Annotated in this window: 15 protein-coding genes and 1 pseudogene; 10 read left to right on the top strand and 6 right to left on the bottom strand. The window is 68.1% G+C overall.

Going from position 1 to position 15,075, the window contains the following annotated elements; translation table 11 throughout:
• Positions 1-51 precede the first annotated feature (51 nt).
• Positions 52-261 carry a hypothetical protein gene (locus AC1RAA_RS21995; RefSeq protein WP_062476199.1) on the bottom strand — a complete coding sequence of 70 codons (210 nt, stop codon included), beginning with the start codon at positions 259-261 and terminating at the stop codon, positions 52-54.
• Between the two features lie 276 nt (positions 262-537).
• Between AC1RAA_RS21995 and AC1RAA_RS21990 the strand changes: the two genes are divergently transcribed.
• Positions 538-1,188 (top strand): hypothetical protein, encoded by a 651-nt coding sequence (locus AC1RAA_RS21990; RefSeq protein ID WP_492732719.1) that lies wholly within the window; start codon positions 538-540, stop codon positions 1,186-1,188.
• Between the two features lie 9 nt (positions 1,189-1,197).
• Here AC1RAA_RS21990 and AC1RAA_RS21985 read toward each other — a convergent pair whose 3' ends face one another.
• Entirely contained in the window at positions 1,198-2,217 is a 1,020-nt protein-coding gene (locus AC1RAA_RS21985) for an AEC family transporter (protein ID WP_492732720.1), read from the bottom strand.
• Between the two features lie 149 nt (positions 2,218-2,366).
• Here AC1RAA_RS21985 and AC1RAA_RS21980 point away from each other — a divergent pair, with 149 nt between their 5' ends.
• The 7 genes from AC1RAA_RS21980 (at position 2,367) to AC1RAA_RS21950 (ending at position 11,876) form a co-directional block, all read left to right on the top strand.
• Positions 2,367-4,463 carry an ATP-dependent helicase gene (locus AC1RAA_RS21980; protein WP_489060894.1) on the top strand — a complete coding sequence of 699 codons (2,097 nt, stop codon included), beginning with the start codon at positions 2,367-2,369 and terminating at the stop codon, positions 4,461-4,463.
• Complete coding sequence (locus AC1RAA_RS21975) at positions 4,460-4,921, top strand: hypothetical protein (protein ID WP_062476193.1); 462 nt, start codon at positions 4,460-4,462, stop codon at positions 4,919-4,921. Before AC1RAA_RS21980 ends, AC1RAA_RS21975 begins: the two co-directional genes overlap by 4 nt.
• Entirely contained in the window at positions 4,918-6,099 is a 1,182-nt protein-coding gene (locus AC1RAA_RS21970) for a phospholipase A (protein ID WP_492732722.1), read from the top strand. The genes AC1RAA_RS21975 and AC1RAA_RS21970 overlap by 4 nt, the downstream gene beginning before the upstream one ends.
• Positions 6,100-6,125: 26 nt before the next feature.
• Complete coding sequence (nadE, locus tag AC1RAA_RS21965) at positions 6,126-6,974, top strand: NAD(+) synthase (RefSeq protein WP_492732724.1); 849 nt, start codon at positions 6,126-6,128, stop codon at positions 6,972-6,974.
• Positions 6,975-7,157: 183 nt separating this feature from the next.
• Positions 7,158-7,895 (top strand): response regulator, encoded by a 738-nt coding sequence (locus AC1RAA_RS21960; protein ID WP_070063911.1) that lies wholly within the window; start codon positions 7,158-7,160, stop codon positions 7,893-7,895.
• A 28-nt stretch (positions 7,896-7,923) separates the two neighbouring features.
• Positions 7,924-10,563 (top strand): ATP-binding protein, encoded by a 2,640-nt coding sequence (locus AC1RAA_RS21955; RefSeq protein WP_492732726.1) that lies wholly within the window; start codon positions 7,924-7,926, stop codon positions 10,561-10,563.
• Between the two features lie 269 nt (positions 10,564-10,832).
• On the top strand, positions 10,833-11,876 hold the full coding sequence (locus AC1RAA_RS21950) for a helix-turn-helix domain-containing protein (RefSeq protein WP_492732727.1): 1,044 nt from the start codon (positions 10,833-10,835) through the stop codon (positions 11,874-11,876).
• Here AC1RAA_RS21950 and AC1RAA_RS21945 read toward each other — a convergent pair.
• From AC1RAA_RS21945 to AC1RAA_RS21935, 3 genes are all read right to left on the bottom strand, one after another.
• Positions 11,867-12,322, bottom strand: a complete 456-nt coding sequence (locus tag AC1RAA_RS21945) for a hypothetical protein (RefSeq protein ID WP_492732728.1) — start codon at positions 12,320-12,322, stop codon at positions 11,867-11,869. The two genes, AC1RAA_RS21950 and AC1RAA_RS21945, sit on opposite strands and share 10 nt — an antisense overlap.
• 209 nt (positions 12,323-12,531) lie before the next feature.
• Entirely contained in the window at positions 12,532-13,131 is a 600-nt protein-coding gene (locus tag AC1RAA_RS21940) for a fimbrial protein (protein WP_492732730.1), read from the bottom strand.
• A 571-nt stretch (positions 13,132-13,702) separates the two neighbouring features.
• On the bottom strand, positions 13,703-13,936 hold the full coding sequence (locus AC1RAA_RS21935; RefSeq protein WP_492732739.1) for a FimD/PapC C-terminal domain-containing protein: 234 nt from the start codon (positions 13,934-13,936) through the stop codon (positions 13,703-13,705).
• Between AC1RAA_RS21935 and AC1RAA_RS21930 the strand changes: the two are divergent.
• Positions 13,937-14,302, top strand: a pseudogene (locus tag AC1RAA_RS21930) (hypothetical protein); the annotation flags it as partial.
• Positions 14,303-14,307: 5 nt separating this feature from the next.
• The gene (locus tag AC1RAA_RS21925) at positions 14,308-14,736 is read left to right on the top strand and encodes a DUF1810 domain-containing protein (RefSeq protein ID WP_447740803.1); all 429 of its coding nucleotides are present in this window, start codon (positions 14,308-14,310) and stop codon (positions 14,734-14,736) included.
• Here the strand turns inward: AC1RAA_RS21925 and AC1RAA_RS21920 are convergent, their stop codons facing one another.
• Positions 14,737-15,063 carry a hypothetical protein gene (locus tag AC1RAA_RS21920; protein ID WP_447740800.1) on the bottom strand — a complete coding sequence of 109 codons (327 nt, stop codon included), beginning with the start codon at positions 15,061-15,063 and terminating at the stop codon, positions 14,737-14,739.
• Positions 15,064-15,075: the final 12 nt, after the last annotated feature.

Genomic DNA, 15,075 nt, shown 5'->3' with positions numbered 1-15,075 from the left:
ACCAAAGTCCTAGGCGCTGCACGAACGCGCCGCGTCGGTCGTCAGCCGTCGTCAGTGGTAGCCGGTGGGCTCCTTGCCCATGTCGACGTATCGCAGCTCGTTGTGCCGTCGCCGTGCAATGCTGTTCGGCCAGGCGAACACGACGAGGCTCAGCGCGGCCAGCGCGAGCGCGGCGCCCGTGCCGATCGTGCCGGCATGCCAGAACCAGCCCACCGCAGCGAGCCAGGCCAACCACATCAGGATGCGAACCAGTATTGCCATCGCGCGCCCCACTTGGACCCTTCACACCTTGGACTCGGAACCACTGTAGCAGTGCAACTGCATACGCAAGCATTCATCTGAAGAGATAACGCACGGTATGCCTTTAGACATGCCCTGGGATTACCCCGAAATAATCTGCAAAAAGAGTTGACGGTACCTCCGCCCTTGCACAAGCTGTGCCTGTGCGGTTCCATCGCTGGGTCCGCGGTGTTTCGTGCCCGCTCGCTTGATGCAAAGGTCGCCGTGAAATCGTCGTCTCTTCTGGCTGGGGTTGCTGTGGCTGTCGCCGTGTCGCTCTCGTACCTTGCCGCTGCGGGGTCCGCGGGCGCGGCGGAACTCGAACTGCAGGGTCGGCGGCTGGTGGTGTCGGGCACGCTCGACGGCAGCAAGGTCAAGGCCTTCACCGAACTCCTGAGCAGCGGCACGGTGCGCACCGTGGTCTTCGAAGACTCGTTCGGGGGCACCGCCGAAGCGGCCGGCGCGTACGCCGACGCGATCCGCGAGAGCGGCGTGCAGACCGAGGTGCGCGGCCATTGCATGGCGGCCTGCGCCTACGCCTTCCTGGCCGGCAAGACGCACCGCTTCGGCCACGGCCTGCAGGTCAACGGCATCCTGGTGCCGGTGGCGAGCCGCCCCACGGCGGCCGAGCTGGCGGTGCGCTGGCGCGGCGAGGAAGCCCGCAAGACGCTGGCCGATTTCACGCCCGCCCCCGGCACCACCGACGCGGCCCGCCCGATGGAAGCCACCGCGCCCGCCCCCAAGGACAACTGGCAGCCGGACCACGGCGTGCTCTTCACGGCCAGCCCGACGCTGTTCGGCCGCATCTACAACACCTACTACTGCGACGGCACGCAGGGCCGCGACTTCTCGAAGTGCGAGCGGCTCTCCGACGCCGATCCGTACAAGCTGGGCGTGCTGACCGAGTGACGCCCCCGGTCAGCGCAGCGCGCCGACCGCCACCGGAAAGGTGAAGAACGCCGCCACCGTCGTCCACAGGATGATGCGTGCGATGCGGCCGTTGTCGGCGCCGAAGCGCTCGGCCAGCATCGACACGTTGCTCGCGCTCGGCAGCGCCGCGACCAGCACGATCACGGCCAGCGCCGACGGTGCCAGCGGCAGCCCCAGCGCGATGGCGCCACGCCCCAACGCCCAGACCGCCAACGGATGCAGCACCAGCTTCACGAGCACCACGGGCAGCACGTCGGCCAGCGGCGCTTTCGGCGTGGGCCCGGCGCCGGTGCCCATCGCCGCCGCCACCATGGCGCTGGCGCCGTGCTCGCGCGCCAGCAGCGCCGAGCGCGCCAGCACCGCGCCGATGGTGAAGAGCGCCACCGGCGAGGCCGCGTCGGCCAGCATGGCGATGGTGCGTTCGACCGGCCCGGGCAGCTGCCAGCGCACGGCCGACAGCAGCACGCCCAGCAGGATCGACCACGGCATCGGGTTCACGAGGATGCCGCGCAGCGCCTTGCGCGCGGCCAGCGTGGCGCCGTGCCGGCCCGCGCTGCCGGCACCGTCGAGCCGCGACAGCGCGATGCACAGCGACGAGGTCACGACCAGGTCGAACGCGATGGTGATGATGATCGGCCCGGCGGCCTGCGCGCCCAGCAGCGCCACCAGCAGCGGAACGCCCATGAAACCGGTGTTCGGAAAGGCCGCTACCAGCGCGCCGAAGGCCGCGTCGTTCCAGCCGATACGCACATTGCGCGTGAACAGCACCACGCCCGCCACCACGGCCAGCGCGCAGATGCCCCAAATCAGTGCAACGCTGCCGTCCAGCAGCTGCGCGATGGGCGTGCCGGCGCCGAAGCGCAGCAGCATGCAGGGCAGCGCGAAATACAGCACGAAGGTGTTGAGCCCCGGGATCGCATCCAGCGGCAGGATGCGGGTGCGGGCGGCGGCGTAACCGGCCGCGATCAGGGCGAAGAAAGGAAAAGTAACAAGGAAAACAGGCAGCACGCCGGCATTGTCGTCCTCCTTCGTCGCGCGATGCCCGCTGACACGGACGGCCGCAGCCGGGCCCGTATCATTGCCCGCTTTGCGACGGCCGCGCCCTGCGGCCCCTCCTGCCTTTTTCGCGTTCCCGCTTTCCCGGTTCCCCCTCCCCCATGTCCCACGGTCTCAATCTCGCCCAGCAAGAAGCGGTCAACTACATGCACGGTCCCTGTCTGGTGCTCGCAGGTGCGGGCTCGGGCAAGACGCGCGTGATCACGCACAAGATCGGCCGGCTGATCCAGTCGGGCCTGAAGCCCGAGCGCATCGCGGCCATCACCTTCACGAACAAGGCGGCGGCCGAAATGCGCGAGCGCGCCAAGGACCTGATCGGGCGCGACGCGCGCAAGGTGGTGGTGTGCACCTTCCACGCACTGGGCGTGCGCATGATGCGAGAAGACGGCCACGTGCTGGGCCTGAAGAAGGCCTTCAGCATCCTGGACGCCGACGACGTCACCAAGATATTGAAAGACTGCGGCGGCACCGTCGACATCGCCACCGCGCGCATCTGGCAGTGGACGATCAGCAAGTGGAAGAACATGGGCCTGAACGCTGCGCAGGCTGCAGCCGCCGCGGTGGACGACAACGAGCGCATCACGGCCGAGATCATGGTCCAGTACGAAGAGCGGCTGCAGGCCTACCAGAGCGTGGACTTCGACGACCTCATCGGCATGCCGCTGAAGCTGCTGTACGAGTTCCCCGAGGTGCGCGCGAAGTGGCAGGCCATGCTGGGCCACATCCTCGTCGACGAATACCAGGACACCAACGCCACGCAGTACGAAGTGCTCAAGGCACTGGCCGGCGAGCGTGGCCAGTTCACGGCGGTGGGCGACGACGACCAGTCGATCTACGGCTGGCGCGGCGCCACGCTGGACAACCTGAAGAAGCTGCCGGTCGACTACCCGACGCTCAAGGTCATCAAGCTGGAGCAGAACTACCGCTCCACCAGCGCCATTCTTCGCGCGGCCAACAACGTGATCGGCCCCAACCCCAAGCTGTTTCCGAAGACGCTTTTCTCGGAACTCGGCGAAGGCGAGCCGGTGCGCATCGTCGATGCCGACACCGAACTGCACGAGGCCGAGCGCACGGTGGCGCGCATCATCAGCCTGCGCGCAGGCGACACGGTGTCGCAGGGCAAGCAGTACAAGGAGTTCCGCGACTTCGCGATCCTGTACCGCGCCAACCACCAGGCGCGCATCTTCGAACAGGCGCTGCGCAAGGCGCAGATTCCCTACAAGGTGTCGGGCGGCCAGAGCTTCTTCGACCGCGCCGAGATCAAGGACCTGTGCGGGTGGTTCCGCCTGTGGGTCAACAACGACGACGACCCGGCGTTCCTGCGCGCCATCACCACGCCCAAGCGCGGCATCGGCCACACGACGCTGGCCAGCCTGGGCAGCTTCGCGAGCCAGTACAAGCTGAGCCTGTTCGCGGCGCTGTTCAGCCCGTCGCTGCCGAGCGTGATCCCCAAGCGCACGCTCGATGGCGTGCACGAGTTCGGCCGCTACATCAACGACCTGGAATACCGCGCGCGCCGCACCATGGGCGCCGAAGCCTCGCGCGCCTTCATGCTCGAATGGCTCAAGGAGATCGACTACGAGCGCCATCTCTACGAAGGCGAAGACAGCGAGGCCGCGGCCGCCACGCGCTGGACCAACGTGCTGGAGTTCGTCGACTGGATGTCGCAGCGCGCCGGCGGTTCGCTCGACGACGCCTCGGGCGCCGACGACACGAACCCGAACGAGCACAAGAGCCTGCTCGAGGTGGCGCAGACCATCTCGCTGCTGTCGACCATCAGCGAGCGCGAGCAGGACCAGAACGTGGTCACGCTCTCGACGCTGCATGCATCGAAGGGCCTCGAGTGGCCGCACGTGATGCTCATCGGCGTGACCGAGGGCCTGCTGCCCTTCAAGCTCGACGACGACAACGGCCGCCAGAAAGTGGTGAGCGACGAGACCACGCAGCGCCTGCAGGAAGAGCGCCGCCTCATGTACGTGGGCATCACGCGCGCGCAGCGCAGCCTGGCCGTGAGCTGGACCAAGAAGCGCAAGCAGGGCCGCGACATGGTGCCCTGCATGCCCAGCCGCTTCATCGCCGAGATGGGCCTGGACAAGGCCACGACCAAGGAAGACCCGCGCGAGAAACTGAAGGCGCTGCGCGCCGAGTTCGCACGCAAGGCGCAAGACAGCGCGGCCAAGGCCGCCGCCACGCCATGAGGACGACGGCGACGGTCGCGGTCGCGCTGCTTGCCGCCGCCCTCGCGGCCGGTTGCGCAACGCCCCGCGACCCCAACTGCCCCGCCGACGCACGCGAGCTGCCACTGCAGGCGCTGTACGGCCAGTGGGACGCCCGCTTCGACGACCTGCCCGGCACGGCCGTCGTGCAGCTGGGCAAGCACCCCGAATACGCCGGCGTGCGCGGCACCATCACGCGCCGCGCCGACAGTGCCGCCACGAAGACCACCGTCGCGCAGCTCGCGGGCGATGTCGACGACGAGGGCGCGCTGTCCATCGACGAATCGCTGGACGGCCGCGCCATCAGCGGCGTCTGGTCGGGCACCTTGCAGCCCGGCGCCTGCGGCCGCGAGTTCCGCGGCACGTGGCGCGATGCCGCGACCGAGCGCACGCACCCGTTCGTGCTGCGCAAGACCGTCGCACAGGAAGGAAAGCCATGAAGACGACACGACGACACCCTGCTTCTTTGTTCGATCTGCGCACCGTCGCCGCCGTGGCCGCATGCCTCGGCGCCGCATCTGTCGCACAAGCACAAGCCGTCGACAAGCCCGCCAGTCCGCTGGCCGACGCGCAGCTCACCTGGCAGCAGTGCGCCGCACTCGGCGCGAACAACGAAGCGCGCCTGGCCTGCTACGACCGCTGGTCGCAACAACAGACGCTGCCCTCGGTGTCGGTGCCCGTGGCGCCGCCGGTGCTCGCGAGCACGCAACCGCCGGTGGACGGCGCGATTCCGGCCACACGCGTGGTCTCGGTCGCCACCACCGAAGGCTGCCGCGACCGCCAGTACTCGACGCTGTCGCGCTTCTGGGAACTCGAGAACGCCACCGACTGCGGCACCTTCGGCTTCCGCGGCTACCGCCCGCTCACGGTGTCGGCCTCGGCCGCCACCGACAAGCCCCAGCCGCCGACCTCGCCGTCGGCCGGCCACACGGCCGAGCCCGTGGCCTACCAGGCGAATGAAATGCGCATCGGCCTGTCGGTGCGCACCAAGCTCGCGCAGGGCATGCTCACGCAGAACGACCCGATCAAGAAGGACTCGCTGTGGTTCGCCTATTCGCAGCAGTCGACCTGGCAGCTGTTCAACGGCTCGATCTCGCGGCCCTTCCGCACCACCGACCACGAACCCGAGCTGATGTATGTCTACCCGACCGACGTCCACCTGCCCGGCGGCTGGCGCTGGCGCTATGCGGGCGTGGGCATCGTGCACCAGTCGAACGGCCAGAGCCTGCCGCTGTCGCGCAGCTGGAACCGCGTGTACCTGATGGGCGGCGTGGAGCTGGACGACCGCTTCACCGTCACCGGCCGCATCTGGAAGCGCATGTCCGAAAGCGCGGCGAAGGACGACAACCCCGACATCGCCGACTACATCGGCCGCGCCGAAGTCACGGGCCGCTGGAACCTCAACCGCGACAACCAGCTGGGCATCACGGTGCGCAACAACCTGCGCGACAGCGGCCGCGGTTCGGTGCGCCTCGAATGGCTGAAGGCCATCGGCGACCCGACCAAGAGCAACCTGCGTTTCCACACGCAGCTGTTCCACGGCTATGGCGACACGCTGGTGGACTACAACCGCAAGCGCACGGTGCTGAGCATCGGCCTCAGTCTTGTCGATTTCTGATCTTCCTCACTTCCCGAGCCCCACAGATGAGTGCAGACCTCTCCCCCGTCGATGCCACGCAGCGCGAGATCATCGCGGCCCTGCACGTGGCGCCCGTCTTCGATGCCGCCGCCGAACTCGCGCGGCGCACCGACTTCCTCGCCGACTACCTGCGCAGCACCGGCCTGAAGACGCTGGTGCTGGGCATCAGCGGCGGCGTCGATTCGCTCACGGCCGGCTGCCTCGCGCAACGCGCGGTCGAGAAGCTGCGCGCCGAAGGCCGCGACGCCACCTTCATCGCGATGCGCCTGCCCTACGGCGTGCAGCGCGACGAGGCCGAGGCGCAGGCCGGGCTGGCGGTGATCCGCCCCGACCGCCTGCTGACGGTGGACATCCGCCCCGCCGCCGATGCGATGCTGGCCGCGCTGCGCGCGGGCGGGCAGGCGTTTCGCGATGCGGCGCACGAGGACTTCGTGCTCGGCAACATCAAGGCGCGCCAGCGCATGATTGCGCAGTTCGCGGTGGCCGGCGCGCACGACGGCCTCGTGATCGGCACCGACCACGCGGCCGAAGCGCTGATGGGTTTCTTCACCAAGTTCGGCGACGGCGCGGCCGACATCACGCCGCTCACCGGCCTCAACAAGCGCCGCGTGCGCGCCGTGGCGCAGCTGCTCGGCGCGCCCGATGCGCTGGTCTACAAGGTGCCCACGGCCGACCTCGAGTCGCTGGTGCCGGGCAAGCCCGACGAAGACGCCTTCGGCGTGAGCTACGAGCAGATCGACGATTTCCTCGAAGGCAAGCCGGTGTCGGCCGCAGCGCGCGCGGTGATCCTGTCGACGCACCGCAAGAGCGCCCACAAGCGGGCGCTGCCGGTCGAACCGCCCGTACTTGGGTAACAAACGGATCACATTGAAGTCCCCGAAAGGGATGCTTCGATGCATGTGTAAAGCATCGGACGAAAAAAAGTCGCGAAATACCAGCCTGAGAGGGACTTGATTAACCTTTAGGTATCAATTGGTGCGCTTTTGTCTGCAAGAATTTTGGACGACCGGACACACAGTCCGGCCTTCTGGAACCTCATGCTTGACGTAGTGAAACCCGAAATCCTGGTGGTCGACGACGATCCCGAAGTCTGCGAGACGCTGGTCGACCTGCTGGAGTCGTCGGGCTTTCGCGCACAGGCCGTGCCGGACGGCCTGGCCATGGCAGCCCGGCTCGACCAGCGCGCCTTCTCGCTCGTGATCATCGACCTGCGTCTGAAGAAGGAAGACGGCATCGAGCTCGCACGCCAGCTGCGCACGCGCTCGCGCATCCCGATCATCATCCTCACCGGCCAGGGCACGGCCGCCGACCGCATCCTGGGCCTCGAAACCGCCGTCGACGACTTCATCGCCAAGCCCTTCGACAACCGCGAGCTGGTCGCGCGCATCCGCGCGCTGCTGCGCCGCTCGGCCGAGACCGGCATGCCGCGCTCGCTGCGCACCGACCGCCTGAGCCACGAGCGCTACCTGTTCGGCCCCTGGACCCTCAACATCACCGCGCGCGAACTGCTGCACGGCGACGGCACGCCCTGCGACCTGACGCACGGCGAGTTCGCCCTGCTCGAGGTCTTCGTGCTGCATGCGAACCGCGTCATCGACCGCGAGCAGCTGCTGCTCAAGACGCGCAGCGCCCAGTCGGACGCGGTGAGCCGCACGATCGACGTGCTGGTGTCGCGCCTGCGCCGCAAGATCGAAGAAGACCCGGACCATCCGCGCTTCATCTGCACGGAACGCGGCGCGGGCTACCGCTTTGCAGCGAACGTGGTGCGCTGCTGAGGCAGCAGCGCCCGCACCCGCCCGCCCCATGCAAGGCCCCCGCACCTCCTCGAACGCGAACGCGCCTGCGCGCGGGCGCAAGCGCTCGTGCAGCCTGCGCGGGCGATGGCTCTCCGCGTTCGCCGTACTGGCCATCACCACGCTGGTGCTGGCCGCCGTGGCGATGGTGGCGCTGTTCAACGCCAAGGCCGCGATCCAGGGCTTCGACGAGCGCATCCTGCCGTCGGTGGCGAAGTCGCTCGCGCTGTCGGAGCGCGTCACGCACCTGGCGGCGGCAGCGCCGTACGTGGCGGAAATGTCGATATCGGCGCGGCTCAACCAGGAAAAGGCCGATCTGCTGAAGCGACAGGAGGAGGTGCGCGTGCTCGCGGCGCAACTGCCGCCGGCGAGCGGCGCAGCCACCGGTGTGCCGAAGGTGCTGAGCGCCATGCAGGTGGTGCTGGACGATCTGATCGAGTTCAAGCGCCTGGACCTCGCGCTGCGGGAAGAAGGCCGCGGGCGCATTCACGCGCTGAGCCAGATGGAGCACCGCATCGCCGATCTGCCCGAGCGTTCCAGGTTCGTTGCAGACCACACGCTGCATCTGCTGCGGGTTGCCTTGTACGCCCACAACACGCTCGACCTGGACGAGGCCGAGCGGGTCTATCTCGCCTACGCCGGCTCAGCCAACGCCTTGCGCATCGATGCGGCGATCCGCGCCCAGATCGCCGCGCAGGCCGACAGCATCTTCGCGCTGCGCAGGCAGCACCTCGCGCTGCGCGATCGCAAAACCCTGCTGCTGACCTCCACGCGCGTGCTCTCGGAAGAGCTCACGCGCTCGGTCGACCGCCATGTGGCGGCGCTCAGCGCCGAGGTGTCCTCGCGCGAACATTCGGTGGGCCTGATCGTGCGCTCGGGGCTGATCGCGGTCACGCTCGCGCTGCTGGTCGCGGCCGCCGCGCTGGTGCTCGGGTACTGGAGCCTGCGCGAATCGCTGCGCGACCTCACGCGGGTCACCTCCGCCATCACCGAGCTGTCGCACGGCAACGCCAGCGCGCCGCCCGATGTCTCACGGCGCGACGACGAGGTCGGTGCGCTCGTCGGTGCCTTCAACGTGTTCCGCGACAACACGCTGTCGATGCGTCGGATGGGCGCGGACATTTCGGAGCAGCGGCGCCTGTTGCGCACGGTGCTCGACAGCATCGACGACGGCCTGGGCGCGTTCGACGCCGAAGGCCGCCTGGTGGCCTGGAACCCGCGCTTCGCCGCGCTGCTGCGCCTGCCCGCGCAGGCGATCCATACCGGCGCGACGCTCGACACGCTGCGCGCGGCGCTACCGGCGCTGGCCGACGGCCGCCCCGCCGTCGACCTGCTGGGGCCGCCCGACGCACAGCGGCGGCGCGACGACTACCTGCTCGACAACGGCCAGGTGCTGGCCGTGCGCAACCACCCCATGCCGGCCGGCGGCTTCGTCACGCTGTACAGCGACCAGAGCGAGAGCCGCGCGCTCGAACGGCAAGTGCGGCAGGCGCAGAAGATGGAAGTGCTGGGCCAGCTCACGGGCGGCGTCGCGCACGACTTCAACAACCTGCTGGCGGCGATCTTCAGCAACCTGCAGCTGCTGCAGTCGCGCGACGACCTGTCGCCCGACATGCGCCGGATCGTGGACCGGGCGTTCCGGGCCTCGGAGCGTGGCGCCGTGCTCACGACGCGCCTGCTGGCCTTTGCACGCCGCCAGACGCTGCGCGCCGAAGTGATCGATGTCGACCAGATGCTGGCCGGGTTGCAGGACCTGATCGAGTACTCGCTCGGCCAGGGCATCCGCGTCGAGCTCGACCTGCAGGCCGACGGGGCGTGCGTGCTGGCCGACGGCGGACAGCTCGAGAACGCGATCCTCAACCTGGCGCTGAACGGGGGCGCTGCGATGCCGCGCGGGGGCGTGCTCACGCTGCACAGCGCGTGGCACGCGGCGGCGGCTGCGGCGCATGGCGTGAACGGCGCGCAGGGCAGCCCCGGCCCGGTGGTCGAGATCCGCATCAGCGACACGGGCCACGGCATGCCGCCGCACGTGCTGGAGCACATCTTCGAACCCTTCTTCTCGACCAAGGAGAACGAAGGCAGCGGGCTGGGCCTGAGCATCGTCTACGGCTTCGTCAAGCAGTCGGGCGGCGACCTGCGTGTGCGCAGCACCGTCGGCCAGGGCACCGCGTTCACGCTGGTGCTGCCCGAGGCCGCACCGTCGGCTGCGCCGGCCTGCGCACCGCCACCGCCCGCGCTGTCGCTCGATGCGCTGCAGGTGCTGCTGGTGGACGACGACACCGACGTGCGCGACGCCACCTTCGAATTCCTCAAGGAGCACGGCGCACGCGTGCAGGCGGTGGCGTCGGCCACCGATGCCACCGCTGCGCTCGAACACCAGGCCTTCGACCTGGTGCTGTCGGACGTCAGCCTGGGCCCCGGCGGTGATGGCCTGCAGCTGATGCGCGACGTGCAGCGCCTCTACCCGCGCACTGCCGTGGTGTTGATCTCGGGCCTTCCCTCCGACCTGCTCGCGCACCGCTACGCGGTGCCGCCGCGCACGCGGATCCTGCGCAAGCCCTTCCTCACGGCCGACCTGGTGCGGGCCATTGCGCAGGCCCTGGCCCACCACCGCACAGACGCACCAGCGACCACGGCCCACGCAGCCTGACCGAGTTACCTGAGCGGGCGCCCCCGGGCCGCGGGCCTCCGCATGCGCAGAACACTTGTTTGCATTGCGCGTGTTTCTTTGCGCTTTTGAATTGTTTACTTTTTATTTACAGAGCTACGCCCCAATAGGTCTTGAGCGCCGACCGTTCGCCTGCCGCGAATCCGGACGGCCCGGCAACCGCCACAAGACACACACAAAGGGGAGTGCTCGATGCCAGGACGAGGGACACGCAGGAAGACCGCACGGGGCGCCGCCGCGCCGCATCCGCGATGAGGAGCGCCATCAAGCCCCAGGGCGTGCGCCGCAACCCCGCCCCGGAGATCGAGCACAGCTTCATGCACCATCCGCAGACCGGTCCGGTGCCTTCGGGCCAGCGCGGCTTCCTGCACAGCTTGCAGCACGGCAGCCCGTCGCCGCAGGAGCGCTGGCACTGCCACGACGCGTACGAGCTGCACCTGATCGCCGACACGGGAGGCTGGGCCTTCGTCGGCGACCACGTCGGGCGCTTCGAGCCCGGCCACCTGGTGCTCACCGGGCCGCGCTTGCCGCACAACTGGGTGTCGCTCAACCTGCCGTCCGAAGGCGTGGAACTTCGCAGCCTCGCCTTGCAGTTTCCGGACGCACCGCTGCGCCAGGGCATGCAGGTGTTCGCCGAGCTCCAGGAGGCGGCTCCGCTGCTCGAAATGGCCCGCTACGGGATCGAGTTCTTTGGCGTCAGCGACGACGTGCGCGAGCACCTCGAGCGCCTGCAGCGCAGCGAAGGGCCTGAACGGTTCTCCGAGTTTCTCGGCCTGCTGAGCCTGCTCACGCGCTGCAGGCAGCATCGCGTGCTCTCGTCGGGCTGGCTGCCGGTCAAGGGCAACGCGGAGACGGTCGCTGGCATCGGCAAGGCCGTCGCGTACATCCGGCAGCACCTCGACCAGCCGCTGTCACTCTCGGAGGTCTGCGCGCAGACAGGCCTGAGCCAGGGCAGTTTTTCGCGGCTGTTCAGCCAGGCCACGGGCGTGCCGTTCACCGATTTCGTGAACCGGCTGCGCGTCGGCAAGGCGTGCCAGCTGCTGATGGAAAGCGACCAGCAGATCTCGAGCATCTGCTACGCCGCCGGGTACAACAACATCGCAAACTTCAACCGGCGCTTCCTGGAGATCAAGGGCATGACGCCCAAGGAGTTCCGCCTGCGGATGGCCATGCGCTACAGCCAGAGCCAGACGCTGCCGATCTCGCGGCTCGACATGGCGGGCATCGGCGTCGGTGCGATGGCCGCCACCGACACGGTTCACGCCAGCGTCGCGATATCGCAGCGTCAGTCGTAGGCGAGCGTCACCAGTGCGGCCGATGGGCCGCCTGCTTGCGGCTGCGCCAACGCAAGCAGTGACAGCGTGCCACCCTGCTGGCCAATCGCATGCCACTGCGCGGGATCGATGGCCTGCGTCCGCCCCCGGCTGTCCACGAAGCGCGCCGACACCGCCTGCGTGCGCGCCATCTCGACCTTCATTCGCGCGCTGGGCCGGTCCACGGTTTCACGGGAAAAGGCCAGCTCGGCCTGGTGTTCGCCCGTCGATGTCGCCTTCATCCGCTGCGGCTGTTGTCGTTGATGTTGCTGGGGTTGCACCAGGGCCACCTGGTAGGGCGAGGCGACGATGGCACCGGTGAAATGAATGGTGCCGTCCCCGGCGTGGCTGCCAGGCGCCAGGCCGCCCAGCCAGGCAATGCCGGCCATCGCGGCGAACCGACGAAGAGAAACCGCGCGTCGTTCCATGGGTGCTCCCTCTTCTTGTCTTCTGCCGCCGAAGCGGCACGTTCAAGAGCGCCTTGGGCAAGGCGACCGGAGCGATGTTAAGCGTGCAATGTGACGTACTTCTCAGTGCAATCACTTCACCTGACGACGCTGTCTCGGTGCAAGATGGCGTGTTGTGCTGAGCGCGCGCGACCTCGATGCGCGAGGTCGACCGTCAAGGGCATGACCACCTATTGGTAGTTCATCGCAAAGATCAACACGGCGTTTGCCGTACCCGGTGTGACCGTTGCATCGATCTGTTGATAGGCGGCCTGGAACTTGACCGAATGGCTGCTGCCGGAGGTGGCGTTGTAGTCCAAGGCATAAACAGACCCGGAGCGGACTGGAACAGACGCCGAATTGCTGATGCGCAAGCCGATCCCCTTGGCTGTCGATCCCGAGGAGAGCGCAAACACGGTGGCGTTCGGCGTCTCGGTGCCACTTGAGTAGATTCGGTACCCGACAGACACAGGTCGGGGCGAAGTCCCCGTGGCCACAAGCATCATCCCCGGAGGGCACGTGACCGAGACTTCGAAGTCCTTCGCTGGCGTGGTCGTGCCGATGCCTGTGAACGCCGAACTCTTGTACGAGCCCATCGCGACAGTCACGTCCTTCGCTGCGCAAGTCGGAAGGCCTTGGACCACCGTCGGCCCCGCCGTAACGCTCCACGTGCCCTTTGTCAGCACCCCGTCGAGGCTGTAGCTCGACTCGAGCATGGGGACAAAGGGCGTCACGGTTCCTCCGCTGATTGCTCCCGTTTTCACAAACTGCATCAATACGGAGGTGCTCACTCGGCCAACTCCTGCAGTACCGCACTTGACCCATACGCCTGAAGAGGGTGTGAACTGAACCGTTGCAGCTGCTCCCGATCCAGAGGCCGTTGATGGCAGGCCACCAGCGTCGACGACACCGCTGTTGCACGGCCCCACGAAAAGGGAGGCGGCAAACGCGACGCCAACGCCCTGGACATTCGTGTCAAAGACGCTGATTGGGGTACCGGAATATAGAACCTGAATACCCGATTTCGACAACCCCACAACCTTGATCGCAGCACCAAGAAGCGCGTTTCCGGTGCAGGTATACATAAGCCCCCCTCCCCCCTGCACTAGAGGCAACCAAGACGTCAGCCCCCCTCCCGTCCCCAGATTCGGGTTCACGTAGATCGTGGCAGGCACTGCGGCGGCCACGCTGGGCGAAGCCGTGCATTTCGATTGCGCGCTCACGGAAAAAGGCATCCCCAGCAAGCACATGGCAAGACACGCCAGCGCCGAGCGCACGATGCGATAGATCGATCTCGGTAGCCATCTCTTGCAGTTCATCGCTTGTCCTTGTTTGTCCGTTGTCATGAGACTGGTCGCCCTCTCACTGGGCGCACTGAGCGTCCACCACCTGCCACGGCGACGCAGGGGCATCGGTCGGCGCCGCGCCCGACAGAAGCGGCAAGCTGCAGCGCTGCCCCTTCTCCTCGCCCCACGCCAGCTCGTACTGCGCGGCGTCGACAGCCACGCTGCGCAGCAGAAGCCGTCCGTCCTGCGCCACCGTACCTACCTCCTGCCCCGCCGAGTCCGTCATGGTGCCGCCCTTCGGCGAAGCCAGCTACCGGTGGCGCTCGTCGGCATCGTGATCGCGATCTCGGGACCGAGCATGCTGATCGCGTGGCTGAAGCTGCGCCAGCGCAGCCTGGGGCCGATCCTCGACGCGAGCGGATGGGCCATCAATGGGCGCATGAAGGTCAACGTGCGCCTGGGCGGCATGCTGTCGCAGACGGCACGCGTGCCGCCGGGCGCCCAGCGCATCGCGCCCGACCCGTACCGCCAGCGGCACGGCCTCGCGGGCGCACTGGCCGTCACCTGCGTGGTCGGTGCGGTGCTGCTGCTGGCCTGGCGCATGGACTGGCTCGACCCTCGGTTGCCGCCGCGGTTGCAGCATGATCGAGCGACCGCAACCACACCGGGCGCTTGACACACATGACCATCGACTGGCACCTCGAACGCTTCGTGGCGGCGCAAGAGCCCGTGTACGCACAGGTCTGCGCGGAACTTGCGGCGGGACGCAAGCGCACGCACTGGATGTGGTTCGTGTTTCCGCAACTGAAGGCGCTGGGCCGCAGCGCGACCGCGCAGTTCTTCGGCCTCGACGGTGCCGCCGAGGCGACGGCGTACTGGCAGCACGCTGTGCTCGGTGAGCGACTGCGCCACTGCGCAGGGCTGGTGCGCGCCCTGCCCGGCACCGATGCGCATCAGGTCTTCGGCTCGCCGGACGACCTCAAGCTGCGCTCCTGCATGACGCTGTTCGAGATCGTGGCGCCTGAAGCCCCCGTGTTCGGCGATGTGCTGGCGCAGTACTTCAACGGTTCGCGGGACGACGCGACGATCGCGCTCATCCGAGCTGCGTGATCAGAATCGGCCCTGGCCGTCGCCCGTGCGGTCATGCGCCCAGCGAATGGCTTGCTGCTCGGCGTGGCGCAGCGCCTCGGCTTCGCTGCCGTACGCGACGTTGTCCGTGTCGGACGGCAGGCGCTGCTCCGCGCCTTCGACGTCGCCGCCCCCATAGGCGCGGCAGAAGACCACCGGCCTGAAGGTCTGATCGTCCACCTGCTGCGCGGCGCACGAAAACCACCAGCCGAGGTAGCTGAAGGTGAGAAGGCGCTCGCCGACGCCGTCCGCAACTTCCGTCACGGACGGCGCACCGGGCATGGCGGGCGCGTGGCTGTCACCGGTCATGGAGGAAGGCAT

The organism is Variovorax sp. GW823-FHT04F07, assembly GCF_058795995.1.
The sequence above is the reverse complement of the archived record's forward strand: the minus strand, read 5'-3'. Positions and strand labels throughout refer to the sequence as shown.

What these genes read in the sequence shown, in the direction of transcription:
- AC1RAA_RS21925 (WP_447740803.1), top strand. Translation starts at nt 14,308, where the DNA reads ATGACCATCGACTGGCACCTCGAACGCTTCGTGGCGGCGCAAGAGCCC.
- AC1RAA_RS21920 (WP_447740800.1), bottom strand. Translation starts at nt 15,063, where the DNA reads ATGACCGGTGACAGCCACGCGCCCGCCATGCCCGGTGCGCCGTCCGTG.
- AC1RAA_RS21995 (WP_062476199.1), bottom strand. Translation starts at nt 261, where the DNA reads ATGGCAATACTGGTTCGCATCCTGATGTGGTTGGCCTGGCTCGCTGCG.
- AC1RAA_RS21945 (WP_492732728.1), bottom strand. Translation starts at nt 12,322, where the DNA reads ATGGAACGACGCGCGGTTTCTCTTCGTCGGTTCGCCGCGATGGCCGGC.
- AC1RAA_RS21970 (WP_492732722.1), top strand. Translation starts at nt 4,918, where the DNA reads ATGAAGACGACACGACGACACCCTGCTTCTTTGTTCGATCTGCGCACC.
- AC1RAA_RS21975 (WP_062476193.1), top strand. Translation starts at nt 4,460, where the DNA reads ATGAGGACGACGGCGACGGTCGCGGTCGCGCTGCTTGCCGCCGCCCTC.
- AC1RAA_RS21955 (WP_492732726.1), top strand. Translation starts at nt 7,924, where the DNA reads ATGCAAGGCCCCCGCACCTCCTCGAACGCGAACGCGCCTGCGCGCGGG.
- AC1RAA_RS21980 (WP_489060894.1), top strand. Translation starts at nt 2,367, where the DNA reads ATGTCCCACGGTCTCAATCTCGCCCAGCAAGAAGCGGTCAACTACATG.
- nadE (WP_492732724.1), top strand. Translation starts at nt 6,126, where the DNA reads ATGAGTGCAGACCTCTCCCCCGTCGATGCCACGCAGCGCGAGATCATC.
- AC1RAA_RS21950 (WP_492732727.1), top strand. Translation starts at nt 10,833, where the DNA reads ATGAGGAGCGCCATCAAGCCCCAGGGCGTGCGCCGCAACCCCGCCCCG.
- AC1RAA_RS21960 (WP_070063911.1), top strand. Translation starts at nt 7,158, where the DNA reads ATGCTTGACGTAGTGAAACCCGAAATCCTGGTGGTCGACGACGATCCC.